Consider the following 14,560-nt stretch of genomic DNA (forward strand, 5'->3'; position numbering starts at 1 on the left):
CACGGGCGCGGTCCCGGACGCGGGCCCCCACGGTCGGCCCCGACGGTCGGCTCAGACGGCGGAGAGCTCGGTGGCCAGGGCCGCGGCGCGGATCCGCCGCTCGGCCTCCGGGCCGGCGCACGCGTACGAGCCGAGCGCGACCTGCCGGCCGACGATGGACCGCTCGGCCCGCATCAGCCGCAGGCCCCGGCGCAGCAGCACCGGCAGCGACTTGCGGCCCTCCCGGACGTCCCGGCGCAGCCGGCGCCAGGCCGTGGTGAGCGCGCCGTTGCGCAGGCACAGGGCGTCGCCGAGCAGGCCCTGTCCGGCGCACTCGGCCGTGATCTCGGCGGCGAAGATGCCCTCCGCGATGAACGCGCCCGCCCCGTCCAGCTCCAGGCCGCGGGTGCCGACCCGGCCGTTGTCCGGGATCGAGTACACCGGGACGTCCGCGCGGCCGTGCTCGTGCAGGGCGCGGATCGCGGCGACGGCCTGGTCGCGGTGCCAGGCCAGCGGGGAGTCCCAGTCGACGGCGCCGTCCGGCAGCCGCGGCAGGGTCGGGTCGTCCCCGTCCTTGTAGAAGTCGTCGAGCTGGAGCACCGGCAGGCCGCTGCGCTCGGCGAGCGAGGACTTCCCCGACCCGGAGGGCCCGGAGAGCAGGATCACCCGGGCGTGCGCGGCCGGTGCGGGGTTCATGGGGGAGTCACTCACGGGACACCAGTCTGACGCATCCCGGCCGGTTGCCGAAACCGGTCGGCACGGGTCTTCTGCCGTCAGGCGGTCCGCTGCGACCGCGGGTCGGCGAGGGCGACGTGCACCATCGGCAGGTAGCGGCTGTCCACCTGGAGGTAGACCAGTTCCCCGGTGCCGGGCGGCAGGTAGCCGGTGGCGGCCCAGTCCTGGCTGTGCCAGGTGTCGGGCTCGGGGTCGTGGAAGGTGCCCCCGGCGGGCAGGTCGAGGCGTCCGTCGTCGCGGGAGACCAGGGCCACGCTGTCGGCGCCGGGCGTGATGTGGAGGGTGCCGTTGGTGTACTCGGCCTGTCGCTCGGACCGGGCCGAGCAGGGCACCCGGACCGGGCGGCCGGCGGCCAGCCGCCGCGTGGTGCGGGCCACGTGCCACCGGCGGTAGAAGCCGTCCGCGAACAGTGCCATCAGCTCGCCGATGAACTCGCCCATCCGTCCCCCTCGATCGTTTCCGTCTCCGGTGATTCTGGCCCGGCCGCAGGGGTGTGCGGGAGCGTCGAAAGTCGGCGGTGGGCAGTGACGAAAGTCGCCGGAACGCCGGCGGCGGGCGGCCGGAACGGCGACGGACCCGCGCCAGGGGGGGGGAGAGGCGCGGGTCCGTCCAATGACCGTCCGGGCCCTGGGGGGGTGAGGGCACTGGGGACGGCCAGTCTGTGGAGTTGTTCGCTCGGAGCGACGAGGTCAGATCCCCATCGGGTGCCAGACCGTCTTCGTCTCCAGGAACGAGAGTAGCCGGTCCGTACCGGGCGCATTGGTCCAGTCCTGGGCGAACGGGTCCAGCACCGGACGGACCACCCTCTTCAGGGTATCCGCGGCGGCCGCCTCCAGCGCCTGCGGCGCGCCGGGGCCGTCGGAGGCGATCGCCCCGGTGAGGTCCAGCGCGTTGACGTCCTGGTGCGAGGCCAGGGTGGGGGCGATGTCCGCGGTCCGGCCCGAGATGATGTTGACCACGCCGCCCGGGACGTCCGAGGTGGCCAGCACCTCGCCCAGCGACAGCGCGGGCAGCGGGGCGTCCGCGGCGGCCGCGACCACGACCGTGTTGCCGGTGGCGATCGCCGGGGCGATCACCGAGACCAGGCCGAGCAGCGAGTGCCCGTACCCGGCCTGCGGGGCGACGATCCCGACCACGCCGGTCGGCTCCGGGGTGGAGAGGTTGAAGAACGGCCCGGCGACCGGGTTGGCGCCGCCCGCGATCTGGGCGACCTTGTCGGTCCAGCCCGCGTACCAGACCCAGCGGTCGATCGCGGCGTCCACCAGCGCGGCGGCCTTCTTCGGGCCGACGCCCTCGGAGACGGACACCTCGGCGGCGAACTGCTCGCGGCGGCCCTGGAGCATCTCGGCCACCCGGTACAGCACCTGGCCGCGGTTGTACGCGGTGGTGCCGGCCCAGCCCTTGACCGCCTTGCGGGCGGCCAGGACGGCGTCGCGGGTGTCCTTGCGGGTGCCCAGCGGGGCGTTGGCGAGCCACTCGCCCTTCGAGTCGGTCACCTCGTACACCCGTCCGCTCTCGGAGCGCGGGAACTTCCCGCCGACGTACAGCTTGTAGGTCTTGAGGACGTCAAGACGCGTTGCGACATCAGACATCTCGGGCCTCGACATTCAGGTAGGGCTCCAGACCGTGGCGGCCACCCTCGCGGCCGTAGCCCGACTCCTTGTAGCCGCCGAACGGCGAGGTCGGGTCGAACTTGTTGAAGGTGTTGGCCCAGACCACGCCGGCCCTGAGCTGGTTCGCCATCCAGAGGATGCGCGAGCCCTTCTCCGTCCAGATGCCGGCGGAGAGGCCGTACGGGGTGTTGTTGGCCTTCTCGACCGCCTCGGCGGGGGTGCGGAAGGTCAGCACCGACAGGACCGGGCCGAAGATCTCCTCCTGGGCGATCCGGTGGGCCTGGCTCACGCCGGTGAACAGGGTCGGCTTGAACCAGAAGCCGGTGCCCGGGAGTTCGCACGCGGGCGACCAGCGCTCGGCGCCCTCGGCCTCGCCGGCGTCGGTCAGCGCGGTGATCCGGGCCAGCTGCTCGGCCGAGTTGATGGCGCCGATGTCGGTGTTCTTGTCCAGCGGGTCGCCGACCCGCAGGGTGGCCATCCGGCGCTTCAGGGCGTCCAGCAGCTCGTCCTGCACCGACTCCTGGACCAGCAGGCGCGAGCCCGCGCAGCAGACGTGGCCCTGGTTGAAGAAGATGCCGTTGACGATGCCCTCGACCGCCTGGTCGATCGGCGCGTCGTCGAAGACGATGTTCGCGGCCTTGCCGCCCAGCTCCAGCGAGAGCTTCTTGCGGGTGCCGGCCAGCTGCTTGGCGATGGCCCGGCCGACCGGGGTGGAGCCGGTGAAGGCGACCTTGTTGACGTCCGGGTGGGAGGTCAGCGCGGCGCCGGTGCGGCCGTCACCGGTGACGATGTTGACGACGCCCTTCGGCAGACCGGCCTGGCGGCAGATCTCGGCGAAGCGCAGCGCGGTCAGCGGGGTGGTCTCGGCCGGCTTCAGGACGACCGTGTTGCCGGTCGCCAGCGCGGGCGCGATCTTCCACGCCAGCATCAGCAGCGGGAAGTTCCACGGGATGACCTGGCCGGCCACGCCCAGCGGCTTCGGGTTCGGGCCGAAGCCGGCGAAGTCCAGCTTGTCCGCCCAGCCCGCGTAGTAGAAGAAGTGCGCGGCGACCAGCGGCAGGTCGACGTCGCGGGTCTCGCGGATCGGCTTGCCGTTGTCGATCGACTCCAGCACGGCCAGCTCGCGGCTGCGCTCCTGGATGATCCGGGCGATCCGGAACAGGTACTTGGCGCGCTCGCTGCCGGGCAGCGCCGACCAGTCGGCGAAGGCCTTGCGGGCGGCGGCGACCGCGCGGTCCACGTCCTGCTCGGTGCCCTGGGCGAACTCGGCGAGCACCTGCTCGGTGGCCGGGTTGACCGTCTTCAGGGCCTCGTTGCCGGAGGAGTCGACGAACTCGCCGCCGATGAAGTGGCCGTAGGAGGTGGCGATGTCACCCGCGGCGGCCGGGGACTCCGGGGCCGGGGCGTAGGCGAAGAGGCCGCCGGCGGGCTCGGCCACGGGCTCCTCGGTGTTCTTCTTCTTGGCCATGGTGATCAGTCCACCGTCACGTAGTCGGGGCCGGAGTAGCGGCCGGTGGCCAGCTTCTGGCGCTGCATCAGCAGGTCGTTGAGCAGGCTGGAGGCGCCGAAGCGGAACCAGTGCGGGGTCAGCCAGTCGTCGCCGAGGGTCTCGTTGACCATCACCAGGTACTTCATGGCGTCCTTGGTGGTGCGGATCCCGCCGGCGGGCTTGACGCCGACCTGGACGCCGGTGGCCGCGCGGAAGTCGCGGACCGCCTCCAGCATCAGCAGGGTGACCGGCGGGGTCGCGTTGACGGCGACCTTGCCGGTGGAGGTCTTGATGAAGTCGGCGCCGGCCAGCATCGCCAGCCAGGAGACCCGGCGGACGTTGTCGTAGGTCTGGAGCTCGCCGGTCTCGAAGATCACCTTGAGGTGGGCGGAGCTGCCGTCGGGGCGCTTGCACGCCTCCTTGACGGCGACGATCTCGTTGAAGACGTCGAGGTAGCGGCCGGAGAGGAAGGCGCCGCGGTCGATCACCATGTCGATCTCGTCGGCGCCCGCGGCCACCGCGTCGGCGGTGTCGGCGAGCTTGACCGGCAGGGCGGCGCGGCCGGCCGGGAAGGCGGTGGCGACCGAGGCGACCTGGATGCCGGTGCCCTTCAGGGCGTCCTTGGCGGTGGCGACCATGTCCGGGTAGACGCAGATGGCGGCGACGCGGGGGGTGGTCGGGTCGGTCGGGTCGGGGGTCCTGCCCTTGGCGCACAGCGCGCGCACCTTGCCGACCGTGTCCGCGCCCTCCAGCGTGGTCAGGTCGATCATCGAGATCGCCAGGTCGATGGCGTACGCCTTCGCCGTGGTCTTGATCGAGCGGGTACCGAGAGCGGCGGCGCGCGCCTCCAGGCCGACCTGGTCGACGCCGGGCAGGCCGTGCAGGAAGCGGCGGAGCGAGGCCTCGGACGCCGCAACGTCCTGAAGGCCGCTGCCCGCAACGCCGAGGGCATTGGCTGCAACAGTGGACATAGTCACCAGACCAGCATATCTACGCGCGTAGTCGACCGCTAGACCGCCGACCCATCGTGGCCGGACCGAGACCTCCGCAGGTGGGGGGCATGGGGCAGAATCGACGCCATGACCGATTCCGACGGCAAGCCCGACCAGGGCCCCGCCGCCCCCGACGGGGAGCCCGAGTACGCCGACCGGGTGTACCGCTCTGTCCCCGGTGTGATCTCCGGAGTGCTGCTGCTGGTCGTCGCGGCCTGGCTGGTCGGCGACGCGGTGGCCAGTGGCACCGGGAAGACCCCGTACGTCTCGCTCGCGGCGGTGCCGGTGTTCGCCTTCCCGGTGATCGCGTACACGCTGCGCCCGGCCGTGCGGGCCGGCCGCGACCGGCTGGTGGTGCGCAACCCGTGGCGGACCGTCGTCGCGCCGTGGGCCTCGGTGGACGCGCTGCGCGCCGGGTACTCGGTCGAACTGCTCGCGGGCGGCAGGAAGTACCAGGTCTGGGCGGTGCCGGTGTCGCTGCGCCAGCGCAAGCGGGCCACCCGGGCGCAGAGCCCCAGCGCCGCCGAGCACGCCTCCCGGACCGGCCTGGGCATGGGACTGGCCAAGCGCACCAACCCGGTCGTCCAGGGCTCGCCCGACCCCACCCGCGCCTGGTCCGACCAGGTCACCGCCGTCCTCCAGGAGATGGCCGAACGCAACGCCGCCCGCCCCGCCGCGGCCGGCCCGGTGCGGGTCCGCTGGTGCTGGTGGGTCATCGCGCCCACTCTGCTCGGCCTGATCGCCCTGGTCACCGTCATCGCGGTCTGACACCGCACCCGCGCGCAGGGGCCCGCCGGTCGCGACCGGCGGGCCCCTTCGCGCGTTCCGTGGCGTCAGGCGGTGATGCCGGCGGCCAGGGCGAGGTCCTGCTTGACGGTGGCGAGGAGGGCGGCGGCGCGCTCGCGGGCGGGGCCGAGGTCGGCCGCGGAGGCGACCGGGAGGACGACCTCCAGGTAGCACTTGAGCTTGGGCTCGGTGCCGGAGGGGCGCACCACGATGCGGGCGGAGCAGACGCCCTCGCCGGCCAGGTAGTAGCGCAGGCCGTCGGTGGGCGGCAGGTCGGCGGAGCCGGCCGACAGGTCGTCGGCGCGGGTCACCTGGAGGCCGGCCAGGACGGTCGGCGGCCGCTCGCGCAGACGGCGCATGGCGTCGGCGATCAGCGTGAGGTCCTGGACCCGGACGGAGAGCTGGTCGGTGGCGTGCAGCCCGTGCTCCAGCGCCAGGTCGTCCAGCAGGTCGGACAGGGTGCGGCCGGACTTCTTGAGGGTGGCGGCGAGCTCGGCGACCAGCAGGGCGGCGGTGATGCCGTCCTTGTCGCGGACGCCCTGCGGGTCGACGCAGTAGCCGAGCGCCTCCTCGTAGCCGTAGCGCAGGCCCTCGGCGCGGGAGATCCACTTGAAGCCGGTCAGCGTCTCGGCGTAGCCCAGGCCCGCCGCCTCGGCGATCCGGCCGAGCAGGGTGGCGGAGACGATGGTGGTGGCGAAGGTGCCCTCGGCCTTCTTCGCGACCAGGGCCGAGCCGAGCAGCGCGCCGACCTCGTCGCCGCGCAGCATCCGCCAGCCGGCGCCGCCGCCGCTGCCGGCCGCGTTGCCGTTGGCGGGGACGGCCACCGCGCAGCGGTCGGCGTCCGGGTCGTTGGCGATCACGATGTCCGGCCCGACGGAGGCGGCGGTGCGGAAGGCGAGGTCCATCGCCCCCGGCTCCTCCGGGTTGGGGAAGGCCACGGTCGGGAAGTCCGGGTCGGGCTCGGCCTGCTCGGCGACCACGGTGGGCGCGGGGAAGCCGGCCCGGCGGAACGCGGCGACCAGGGTGTCGCGGCCGACGCCGTGCATCGGGGTGTAGACCACCTCCAGGTCGCGCGGGCCGTGCTCGTCGACGATGGAGACGGCCCGGGCCAGGTACGCCTCGACGACGTCCTCGCCGAGCACCTCCCAGCCCTCCTCGACGCGCGGGACCTCGTCCAGCGAGCCGATCGCGTCGATCTCGGCGGCGATCCCGGCGTCGGCCGGCGGGACGATCTGCGAGCCGTCGCCCAGGTAGACCTTGTAGCCGTTGTCCTGCGGCGGGTTGTGGCTGGCGGTGACGGTGACGCCGGCGGCCGCGCCCAGGTGGCGGACGGCGAAGGCGAGCACCGGGGTCGGCAGCGGGCGCGGCAGCAGCGCGGCGCGCAGGCCGGCGCCGACCACCACGGCGGCGGTGTCGCGGGCGAAGTCGTACGACTTGTGGCGGGCGTCGTAGCCGATGACGACCAGGTCGCCCAGGCCCTGCTGCCGGACGTACGAGACCAGGCCGGCCGCGGCCCGGATCACCACGGCGCGGTTCATCCGCATCGGGCCGGCGCCGAGTTCGCCGCGCAGGCCGGCGGTGCCGAACTGGAGGCGGTCGGAGAAGCGCTCGGCGAGCTCCGCCCAGGCGAGCTTGCTGTCGGTCTCGGCCTCCGGGCCCTCGGCCCGGGCCAGCAGGGCGGCGAGCTCCTCGCGGGTCCGCGGGTCGGGGTCCTCGGCCAGCCAGGTCCGGGCCCGGGCGAGGAGGTCGGTGGTGGGTGCCTGCGTCATGCCAGCTCCATCGGGAAGTGCGTCGGTGTGTCGGCCGGAGGTTCCGCCGTGGGTCGGGAGGGTTCCGCTGTGACCGGAGGGTTCCGCACAGAAGGGGGTCGCGCACGCGGACGGGGCCCACGGGATGGTGTGATCAGCGGATCACACCGCCCGTGGGCCCCGTCAGTCATGATTCTGCGCCCCGCGGGGGTCAGATCCGCTCAAGGACCTTCGCCAGCAGCTCGCCCATGCGCTCGGCGGAGGCCTTGCCGGCCTCCAGCACCTCTTCGTGGTTGAGCGGCTCGCCGGTCATGCCGGCGGCCAGGTTGGTGACCAGGGAGATGCCGAGCACCTCGGAGCCGGCCTCGCGGGCGGCGATGGCCTCCAGGGTGGTGGACATGCCGACCAGCTCGCCGCCGATCACCCGGGCCATGTTGACCTCGGCCGGGGTCTCGTAGTGCGGGCCGCGGAACTGGACGTAGACGGCCTCGTCCAGGGTCGGGTCGACCTCGTGGCACAGGGCGCGCAGGCGCTTGGAGTACAGGTCGGTGAGGTCGACGAAGTTGGCGCCGACGATCGGGGAGTCCCCGGTCAGGTTGATGTGGTCGCTGATCAGCACCGGCTGGCCCGGGGTCCAGCCCTGGCGCAGACCGCCGCAGCCGTTGGTCAGCACGACGATGCCGCAGCCGGCCGCGGCGGCGGTGCGCACGCCGTGGACGACGGTGGCCACGCCGTGGCCCTCGTAGTAGTGGTTGCGGCCGAGGAAGATCAGGGCGCGCTTGTCGCCGATCTTCACCGAACGGATCTTGCCGGCGTGGCCGGCGACGGCGGGGGCGGGGAAGCCCGGGAGGTCGGTGACCGGGAACTCGGCCACGGTCTCGCCCAGGGCGTCGGCGGCCGGCACCCAGCCGGAGCCCATCACCAGGGCGACGTCGTGCCGCTCGGCACCGGTCAGCTCGCGCAGGCGCTCGGCGGCGGCCTGGGCGGCGGCGTAGGGGTCGGCGGAGACGACCGACTGAGGAGAAGCGTTCACGGGTCAGAGGATAGACGGGTTTCGGCTACGCGCGTAGAAATTCGGTCCCGGCGTGCCGGATCGTTACCCGGATGACCCGAAGGCACAGCTCGGCGGCGTTCTCCGGGCACCCGGCTCGTCGGTTCCCACACCCGGCGGGAAGCGTCGGACACGCCTCAGCAGGGGCGGCGGCGCAGGTCCATCACGTAGTCGTGCGGGGCGCCGGCGCTCTCCGCGGCGTCGGCGACCAGCCCGAGGTAGCGGGCCGCGGGCAGGCCGCCCTCGTAGTCGTTCAGCACGTACGTCCAGACCGGGATGTCGCCGTCCAGGGTCTGCGCGCGCAGCTTGATCTTGCGGTAGATGCCGAGCTGGACGCCCTCCCAGCGGTCCAGGCCCTCCTCGTCCATCGGCGCGACGTCGTACAGCGAGACGAAGACCTGGTCCTTCTCGTCCTCGACCACGGTCGCCAGCGAGCCCTCCCAACCGAGCTGCTCGCCACCGAAGGTGAGCCGCCAGCCGGCTAGCCACCCCGTGCCGCGCAGCGGGGAGTGCGGGGCTCGGCGGGTCATCTGCCGAGCATCGAGGTTGGTGGCATACGCGGCGTAAAGGGGCATGGGGGCCAGCGTAGCCCGGGCGGCGGGCGGGCCGCGGCGACTGGACGAAGGTACCGAGCCCGGACCCCGGCGTGGCGGCGCTCCCGGCGTGCGGGACAATGGGGAGCGTGACTCGGATCGTGATCATCGGTGGCGGACCCGGCGGCTACGAGGCGGCCCTGGTCGCCGCACAGCTCGGCGCGGAGGTGACCGTCGTCGACCGCGACGGTCTGGGCGGATCGGCGGTGCTCACGGACTGCGTTCCGTCGAAGACCCTGATCGCGACCGCGGAGGTGATGACCACCTTCGACAGCTCGTACGAGGAACTGGGCATCCTGGTCGCGGACGACACCCCGCCGATCGAGCAGGCGGCCCGGGTGATCGGCGTGGACCTGGGGAAGGTCAACCGCCGGGTGAAGCGCCTGGCCATCGCGCAGTCCCACGACATCACCCAGTCCGTCACCCGGGCCGGCGTCACCGTGCTGCGCGGCCGCGGCCGGCTCGGCACCGGCGGGCAGGCCGTGGACGGCTCCCGCGAGGTCCTGGTGGACGCGCCCGACGGCACCGTGCAGTCGCTGCGCGCCGACGCCGTGCTGATCGCCACCGGCGCCCACCCGCGCGAGCTGCCGGACGCCCAGCCGGACGGCGAGCGGATCCTCACCTGGACCCAGGTGTACGACCTGGAGGAGCTGCCCCGCGAGCTGATCGTGGTCGGCTCCGGCGTGACCGGCGCCGAGTTCGCCGGCGCGTACCAGGCGCTCGGCTCCAAGGTCACCCTGGTGTCCAGCCGCGACCGGGTGCTGCCCGGCGAGGACCCGGACGCCGCCGAGGTGCTGGAGGACGTCTTCCGCCGCCGCGGCATGAACGTGATGGGCCGCTCGCGCGCCGAGAGCGTCAAGCGGATCGGCGACCGGGTCGAGGTCATGCTGGCCGACGGCCGGGTGATCGAGGGCAGCCACTGCCTGATGGCGGTCGGCTCGATCCCCAACACGTCCGAGATGGGCCTGGAGGAGGCCGGGGTCAAGCTCAACGACTGGGGCCAGATCCAGGTCGACCGGGTCTCCCGCACCACCGCCCCCGGCGTCTACGCGGCGGGCGACTGCACCGGCGTCTTCATGCTCGCCTCGGTGGCGGCCATGCAGGGCCGGATCGCGATGTACCACGCGCTCGGTGACGCGGTGCAGCCGCTGAACCTCAAGACCGTGGCCTCCAACGTCTTCACCGACCCGGAGATCGCCACCGTCGGCTACACGGCGGCCGACGTGGAGTGCGGCAAGATGGACGCCGTCGTGGTCAAGCTCCCGCTGCGCGGCAACCCGCGGGCGAAGATGCAGGGCATCCGGGACGGCTTCGTGAAGCTGTTCTGCCGCCCGGGCACCGGCATCGTGGTGGGCGGCGTGGTCGTCGCCCCGCGGGCCAGCGAGCTGATCCACCCGATCTCGCTCGCGGTGGACGCCAATCTGACGGTCGAACAGGTGGCCAGCGCCTTCACCGTCTACCCGTCCGTCTCCGGCTCGACCGCCGAGGCCGCCCGGCAGCTGCACATCCGCAAGCGGGCCGACGGCGAATCCTGAGCGTCCGGCGCACAGTTGAGGGCGGCTGCCGATCGGCGGCCGCCCTTCGCGCGGGCATGCCCGTCACCCGGACGGCGGGCGCAGTCCCGGGCCGTCGACGGCGCGTATTGTACGGTCACGCGCCGCTCGTGCGTGAGCAATTCCCGCTACTAGCTGCAAACGCCTGAAAGCAGACGGTCACGCAGGTTACCGTCGGTTCTGTGTTTGCAGCAGAACGTCGCCAGTTGATCCTCGAAATGGTGCGCGCCAACGGAGCCGTCTCGCTCCGGGAGTTGGCCCGCGTCGTCCAGACCTCCGAAGTGACCGTGCGTCGTGACGTGCGGGCGCTGGAGGCAGAAGGGCTCCTCGACCGCCGGCACGGCGGCGCGGTGCTCCCCGGCGGCTTCAGCCGCGAACCCGGATACCCGCAGAAGACCCACCTCTCCGCGGCGGAGAAGAGCGCCATCGCGGACCTCGCCGCCGGCCTGGTGGAGGAGGGCGACGCGGTGGTGGTCGGCGCCGGCACCACCACCCAGGAGCTGGCCCGCCGACTGGCCCGGGTGCCCGGGCTGACGGTGGTCACCAACTCGCTGCTGGTCGCCCAGGCCCTGGCGCACGCCAACCGGGTCGAGGTGGTGATGACCGGCGGCACCCTGCGCGGCTCCAACTACGCGTTGGTGGGCAGCGGCGCGGAGCAGTCGCTGCAGGGGCTGAGGGTCAACAAGGCCTTCATCTCCGGCAGCGGGCTGACGGCCGAGCGTGGGCTGTCGACGGCGAACATGCTGTCCGCGAGCGTGGACCGGGCCATGGTGCTGGCGGCCGCCGAGGTGATCGTCCTCGCCGACCACACCAAGCTCGGCGCGGCCGGCATGTTCCAGACCGTCGCCACCGAGACCATCACCCGGCTGGTCACCGACGAGCAGGCCACCGCGGACGACGGCACCGCCCGCGAGCTGGACGCGCTCGCCGACTGCGGGGTGCAGGTCGACCTGGCCCCGCTGGGCGCGGGCCCGAGCGGTGACGCCCCGGTGCACGGCACCGGCAGCGGCCCGGTGCACCAGACCCAGCCCGGCCCGATGGCCCGCCGCGGCGGCCCGCCCCCCGGCGGCGCCCCGCTGCCCGGCCAGCGCCGCCCCGGCGCGCACGGCGGGCCGGTCGGCCCGGGCGGCATGCCGGCCCGGCTGGCCGAGCTGGGCCTGCCGCGCGGGCGCTGAGCCCGTACCGGCCTCGGAAACGGGACCGGTCCGCACACCCCGGAGGGCGTACGGACCGGTCCGAGGACGGGGACGGTGTCAGTCCTTGATCTCGCAGAGCGCCGCGCCGCTGCTGACGCTCGCGCCCACCTCGGCCTTGAGGCCGGAGACGGTGCCCGCCTTGTGGGCGTTCAGCGGCTGCTCCATCTTCATCGCCTCCAGGACCACGATCAGCTCGCCCTCGGCGACGACCTGGCCCTCCTCCACGGCGACCTTGACGATGGTGCCCTGCATCGGCGAGGCCAGGGTGTCACCGCTGACGGCCGAGCCGGCCTTCTTGGCGCCCACCCGGCGCTTGGCCTTGGCGGCACCCGCCGCACCGGCGGCCGGGGCCGCCGCGACGCCCAGCGAGGACGGCAGCGAGACCTCGATCCGCTTGCCGCCGACCTCGACCACCACGGTCTCCCGGGTCTCGGCCTCCTCGCCGTCACCGGCCGTGCCGGCGAACGGCGGGATGGTGTTGTCGAACTCGGTCTCGATCCACCGGGTGAAGACCTTGAACGGCCCCTCGCCGCCGTGCACCTCGGGCGCGAACGCCGGGTCGGTGACGACCGCCCGGTGGAACGGGATGGCGGTGGCCATGCCCTCCACCTTGAACTCGGCCAGGGCACGGCGGGCCCGCTCCAGGGCCTGCTTGCGGTCGCGGCCGGAGACGACCAGCTTGGCCAGCAGCGAGTCCCAGGCCGGGCCGATGACCGAGCCGCTCTCCACGCCGGAGTCCAGGCGCACGCCCGGGCCGGACGGCGGGGCGAACAGCGTCACGGTGCCGGGCGCGGGCAGGAAGTTGCGGCCCGGGTCCTCGCCGTTGATGCGGAACTCGAAGGAGTGGCCGCGCACCTCGGGGTCGCCGTAGCCGAGCTCCTCGCCGTCGGCGATCCGGAACATCTCGCGGACCAGGTCGAGGCCGGTGACCTCCTCGGTGACCGGGTGCTCCACCTGGAGGCGGGTGTTGACCTCCAGGAAGGAGATCGTGCCGTCCAGCGCGACCAGGAACTCACAGGTCCCGGCGCCCTCGTAGCCGGCCTCCTTCAGGATGGCCTTGGACGCCCGGTACAGCTCGGCGTTCTGCTCCTCGGTCAGGAACGGCGCGGGCGCCTCCTCGACGAGCTTCTGGTGGCGGCGCTGGAGCGAGCAGTCACGGGTGGAGACGACCACCACGTTGCCGTGCTTGTCGGCCAGGCACTGGGTCTCCACGTGCCGCGGGTTGTCCAGGTAGCGCTCGACGAAGCACTCGCCGCGGCCGAAGGCGGCGACGGCCTCGCGCACCGCGGAGTCGTACAGCTCCGGGATCTCCTCCAGGGTGCGGGCGACCTTGAGGCCGCGGCCGCCGCCGCCGAAGGCCGCCTTGATGGCGACCGGGAGGCCGTGCTCCCGGGCGAACGTGACGACCTCGTCGGCACCCGAGACCGGGTCCGGGGTGCCGGCCACCAGCGGGGCACCGGCCCGCTGGGCGACGTGCCGGGCGGTGACCTTGTCACCGAGGTCGCGGATGGCCTGCGGCGGCGGGCCGATCCAGATCAGACCCGCGTCGAGGACGGCCTGGGCGAAGTCGGCGTTCTCCGACAGGAACCCGTAACCGGGGTGGACGGCGTCCGCGCCGGAGTCGGCGGCCGCCTTCAGGACCTTGGCGATGTCCAGGTAGCTGGTAGCGGGGGTGTCACCGCCCAGCGCGTAAGCCTCGTCGGCCGCGCGGACGTGCAGCGCATCCCGGTCCGGCTCGGCGTAGACGGCGACGCTGGCGATACCGGCGTCCGAGCAGGCCCGGGCGACGCGGACGGCGATTTCCCCGCGGTTGGCGATGAGCACCTTGCGCACTGTGGCTCCCTTCTTGAACCTCGATGAGTTTATGGATTCCCGGGCAGTACCGGCGAGTAGCCCCGGGTTGTGAACTATCCCACACGCTCGGTGATGGCTCTCCCGGGCCCCTGGACGGGCTCCCGCACGACACCGCAGGTCGGCGCGGGTCCGCCCGGACCGGCGGGGGCCACAGCGGGTGACCGGCCGGCGGCGTGGCGGGAGGTGGCATCGGCCACAGTCTCGCGCGGACCGCTCAAGCGGCGCCTGAGCGGGCCTCGGGCCGCCGCAGCGCCTCGGCCGTCACGTCGGCCGCCACCTCGACCATGTCCGGCCCGTACGCCTCCGGGTTGACCGCCCGCAGGACGAGCGCGAAGGTGCCGTCCTGGCCGTACTTCCGGGCGAGCTCGCGGTGCCGGGCGACCAGGAAGCGCACCCCGGCCTGGTTGGCGATGCCGGTCTGGCCCGCGACCAGGAACACCGGGCGGCCGCCGTCCGGGGTGGCGATCCGGGCGAGCAGGGCGTGCGTCCGGTCGGGACCGGCGGCGAAGTCGCGCTCGCCCACCACGATCACGTTGCTGCCCGGCCCCGGGCCCGAGGTGACCAGCACGCCCGGCAGGCCCCAGGCGAGGTGGGCGGCCGTCCGCTCGTTGCTGACCGGCCCGCCCAGGCACAGCTCGGTCTTGGCGCCCAGGCCGCGGTGCGCGGCGTCGTGGGCGACCAGCTCGGGCCGCGCCCCGCACTCCTCGACCAGTCCGGCCAGCCACATCAGCGCGTAGGCGTCGCGCCGGGTCACGGTGTGGGCGTGCGAGCCCGTCCCGATGCTGCGCGGCACCACGACCAGGCACTCGCTGCCGTTCGGCAGTCCGAGGAAGGACCGCACCCGCTCGACCCTGCGGCGGCGCCGCAGCGCCTGCGCCAGCCAGCCGAGGCAGGCGCTGATCGCGCTGGCCACCAGGCCCAGCACCACGTTGAGCACGCTGTCGGTCATCTGCCGCGTCCCCTCCCCGTCC

At 73.5% G+C, this 14,560-nt stretch carries 13 protein-coding genes; 3 read left to right on the plus strand and 10 right to left on the minus strand.

All coding sequences use genetic code 11. The annotated features are described in order from the left end of the window. Positions 1-51: 51 nt before the first annotated feature. From ACFY0X_RS20455 to deoC, 5 genes are all read right to left on the minus strand, one after another. Positions 52-690, minus strand: a complete 639-nt coding sequence (locus ACFY0X_RS20455) for an ATP-binding protein (RefSeq protein ID WP_387756517.1) — start codon at positions 688-690, stop codon at positions 52-54. A 62-nt stretch (positions 691-752) separates the two neighbouring features. Then, complete coding sequence (locus ACFY0X_RS20460) at positions 753-1,154, minus strand: hypothetical protein (RefSeq protein WP_387756519.1); 402 nt, start codon at positions 1,152-1,154, stop codon at positions 753-755. A 249-nt stretch (positions 1,155-1,403) separates the two neighbouring features. Beyond that, a complete protein-coding gene (locus tag ACFY0X_RS20465) occupies positions 1,404-2,306 on the minus strand; it encodes an aldehyde dehydrogenase family protein (RefSeq protein WP_387756521.1) in 903 nt (300 codons plus the stop codon). Next, on the minus strand, positions 2,299-3,795 hold the full coding sequence (locus ACFY0X_RS20470; protein WP_387756523.1) for an aldehyde dehydrogenase family protein: 1,497 nt from the start codon (positions 3,793-3,795) through the stop codon (positions 2,299-2,301). Before ACFY0X_RS20470 ends, ACFY0X_RS20465 begins: the two co-directional genes overlap by 8 nt. A gap of 5 nt (positions 3,796-3,800) precedes the next feature. Beyond that, complete coding sequence (gene deoC / locus ACFY0X_RS20475; protein ID WP_387756525.1) at positions 3,801-4,787, minus strand: deoxyribose-phosphate aldolase; 987 nt, start codon at positions 4,785-4,787, stop codon at positions 3,801-3,803. Positions 4,788-4,895: 108 nt separating this feature from the next. Between deoC and ACFY0X_RS20480 the strand changes: the two genes are divergently transcribed. Next, the gene (locus ACFY0X_RS20480; RefSeq protein WP_387756527.1) at positions 4,896-5,576 is read left to right on the plus strand and encodes a PH domain-containing protein; all 681 of its coding nucleotides are present in this window, start codon (positions 4,896-4,898) and stop codon (positions 5,574-5,576) included. Positions 5,577-5,641: 65 nt separating this feature from the next. On the opposite strand, the gene ACFY0X_RS20485 is transcribed toward ACFY0X_RS20480, so the two are convergent. The 3 genes from ACFY0X_RS20485 to ACFY0X_RS20495 all read right to left on the minus strand — a co-directional run bounded on the left by ACFY0X_RS20485 (position 5,642) and on the right by ACFY0X_RS20495 (position 8,968). Beyond that, positions 5,642-7,363, minus strand: coding sequence for a phospho-sugar mutase (locus ACFY0X_RS20485; RefSeq protein WP_387756529.1), 1,722 nt, complete (start codon positions 7,361-7,363; stop codon positions 5,642-5,644). A 190-nt stretch (positions 7,364-7,553) separates the two neighbouring features. Beyond that, positions 7,554-8,375, minus strand: a complete 822-nt coding sequence (locus ACFY0X_RS20490) for a purine-nucleoside phosphorylase (RefSeq protein ID WP_387756531.1) — start codon at positions 8,373-8,375, stop codon at positions 7,554-7,556. Positions 8,376-8,530: 155 nt separating this feature from the next. Further along, positions 8,531-8,968 (minus strand): gamma-glutamylcyclotransferase, encoded by a 438-nt coding sequence (locus ACFY0X_RS20495; protein ID WP_049660023.1) that lies wholly within the window; start codon positions 8,966-8,968, stop codon positions 8,531-8,533. Between the two features lie 98 nt (positions 8,969-9,066). Between ACFY0X_RS20495 and ACFY0X_RS20500 the strand changes: the two genes are divergently transcribed. Both ACFY0X_RS20500 and ACFY0X_RS20505 read left to right on the plus strand, forming a co-directional pair. Further along, on the plus strand, positions 9,067-10,521 hold the full coding sequence (locus tag ACFY0X_RS20500) for an NAD(P)H-quinone dehydrogenase (protein WP_387756534.1): 1,455 nt from the start codon (positions 9,067-9,069) through the stop codon (positions 10,519-10,521). A 236-nt stretch (positions 10,522-10,757) separates the two neighbouring features. Then, on the plus strand, positions 10,758-11,714 hold the full coding sequence (locus tag ACFY0X_RS20505) for a DeoR/GlpR family DNA-binding transcription regulator (RefSeq protein ID WP_387756612.1): 957 nt from the start codon (positions 10,758-10,760) through the stop codon (positions 11,712-11,714). A gap of 78 nt (positions 11,715-11,792) precedes the next feature. Here the strand turns inward: ACFY0X_RS20505 and ACFY0X_RS20510 are convergent, their stop codons facing one another. Together ACFY0X_RS20510 and ACFY0X_RS20515 are read right to left on the minus strand one after the other, a co-directional pair. Then, the gene (locus ACFY0X_RS20510) at positions 11,793-13,568 is read right to left on the minus strand and encodes an acetyl/propionyl/methylcrotonyl-CoA carboxylase subunit alpha (RefSeq protein ID WP_387756536.1); all 1,776 of its coding nucleotides are present in this window, start codon (positions 13,566-13,568) and stop codon (positions 11,793-11,795) included. A gap of 235 nt (positions 13,569-13,803) precedes the next feature. Further along, the gene (locus ACFY0X_RS20515) at positions 13,804-14,538 is read right to left on the minus strand and encodes a hypothetical protein (RefSeq protein ID WP_387756538.1); all 735 of its coding nucleotides are present in this window, start codon (positions 14,536-14,538) and stop codon (positions 13,804-13,806) included. Positions 14,539-14,560: the final 22 nt, after the last annotated feature.

Origin of the sequence: Kitasatospora sp. NPDC001547 (assembly GCF_042894165.1) — a bacterium.
In the GTDB taxonomy this organism is placed as follows: Bacteria; Actinomycetota; Actinomycetes; order Streptomycetales; family Streptomycetaceae; genus Kitasatospora.